Here is a 1,679-nt window from a genome sequence, read left to right as displayed (position 1 = left end):
ACCGGCACTTCGCCCTGCTCCCACGCGCGCTTCGCCAGTTCCAGCGCATAACGCATCCAATATTCATCAGTTTGTGGGTTCACCGGGCAACTCCTGCGGACATTTAAGGCGGCGCATTATAGCGATGCTACTGCCGGAATCGAAGCGTTATTCCAGCTGTTGCAGCTCACCGCTTGGCGTGACGCGCCAGCGATGCTGACAGAAGAACAGCAGCGGATTGTCCTGTTTGCTGTCGCTGTAGCCGCTATACAGTTGCAGCGGCGTGCCGATTTTCTCCTCCAGCTGCGCCACCTTTTCATGACCAAGACAGCGCATCGACAGTAAACGTCCGCCGCGGCCCGGTTTCATCTGGCTGGCGATCAGCTGCACGCGCGGTAAAAATGCCGAATCGAAATAGACTTGCTCCACCAGCGACTGCGGCGAACCGGTTATCAGCCAGACATCGGCATCGTTACTGCTGAGATAGTCGGTAAGTCGCTGCTGTACCACCGGAAAGGCGGTAACACGCTGGCGGAACCACTCGGCGAATTCAGCCTCACGCTGGCGCAGACGTGTTTCGCTGTGGCCGAAGGTGATCGCCCACAGTAATAAACTCATCGGCCAGCGTGCGGCGCGGCCTTTGAACAGCATGCCAAGACCGATCACCGGCAACAGCGGCACCACCAGCAGCAAATTGATCGGCTGACGTCGCAGCAGATAGCGCATAAAGGTGCCAAACATGTCTTGCTGATGTAGCGTGCCATCGAGATCGAAAAACACCACGCGTCGTTGTGTACCCTTTGTCAAACAGCACTCCTTCTCTATCCTTCGCGGTTTCTGCACTACAGTGTAGCCAGCTTCGGCGTTCGAGGCGAAAGCTGCTATTTTTAATTCCAATGACTACAATGCCATTTGAATAGTTTATTCTTCGCGTTTACGCGCTGTTTGCGGATAAAGGAATTAAGGATCGAACCATGAGTTCATTGCTGCGCATTCGTCAGCTTTACCCTCGACTGGCGCTAAATGAGCGTCGGCTGGCGGATTTTTTGCTGTCGCAGCCGGATCGTGCACGGCATCTCAGTTCACAAAAACTCGCCGAGGAATCGGGCGTTAGCCAATCCAGCGTGGTTAAGTTCGCCCAGAAGCTCGGCTACAAAGGCTTTCCGGCGCTAAAGCTGGCGCTGAGCGAGTCGATGGCCGATCGCGATGCGATCACCGTGCACAACCATATTCTCAGCGACGATCCACTGAAAGTGGTTGGCGAAAAGTTGCTGACCGAGAAGATCTCAGCGATCCGCGCCACGCTGGATATCAACAGCGAAGAGAAGCTGCTGCAAACCTTGCAGCTACTGAAAAATGCCAATCGTATTTTGCTGGTCGGCATCGGTGCGTCCGGTTTAGTGGCGAAAGATTTTTCGTGGAAGCTGATGAAGATCGGCATCAATGCGGTGGCGGAACAGGATATGCACGCCTTGCTCGCCAGCGTGCAAGCGATGGCGCCAGGCGATGTTCTGCTGGCGATCTCCTATACTGGCGAACGTCGCGAAATCAATCTGGCAGCGCAGGAAGCAGCGCAAGTTGGTGCCGATGTGCTGGCCTTTACCGGCTTTACGCCGAATGCTCTGCAGCAGTGCGCCACGGTTTGCCTCTACACCGTGGCGGAAGAGCAGAGCACGCGCAGTGCGGCGATCTCGTCGACC

2 protein-coding genes and 1 pseudogene are annotated in these 1,679 nt (G+C 55.8%); 1 reads left to right on the top strand and 2 read right to left on the bottom strand.

Going from position 1 to position 1,679, the window contains the following annotated elements; genetic code table 11:
- Both RTY00_RS13240 and yfhb read right to left on the bottom strand, forming a co-directional pair.
- Positions 1-83 (bottom strand): annotated as a pseudogene (locus tag RTY00_RS13240) (tRNA adenosine(34) deaminase TadA); the annotation flags it as partial.
- 64 nt (positions 84-147) lie between these two features.
- On the bottom strand, positions 148-786 hold the full coding sequence (yfhb, locus tag RTY00_RS13235) for a phosphatidylglycerophosphatase C (protein ID WP_008101503.1): 639 nt from the start codon (positions 784-786) through the stop codon (positions 148-150).
- A 167-nt stretch (positions 787-953) separates the two neighbouring features.
- Between yfhb and RTY00_RS13230 the strand changes: the two genes are divergently transcribed.
- Positions 954-1,679: MurR/RpiR family transcriptional regulator (locus RTY00_RS13230; RefSeq protein ID WP_312664763.1), on the top strand; the 726-nt coding region annotated here is incomplete at its 3' end.

Origin of the sequence: Pantoea sp. CTOTU49201, from assembly GCF_032054795.1 — a bacterium.
Classification (GTDB): domain Bacteria; phylum Pseudomonadota; class Gammaproteobacteria; order Enterobacterales; family Enterobacteriaceae; genus Pantoea; species Pantoea symbiotica.
Note: the sequence above shows the minus strand (reverse complement) of the source record. Positions and strands in the feature narration are given on the sequence as shown.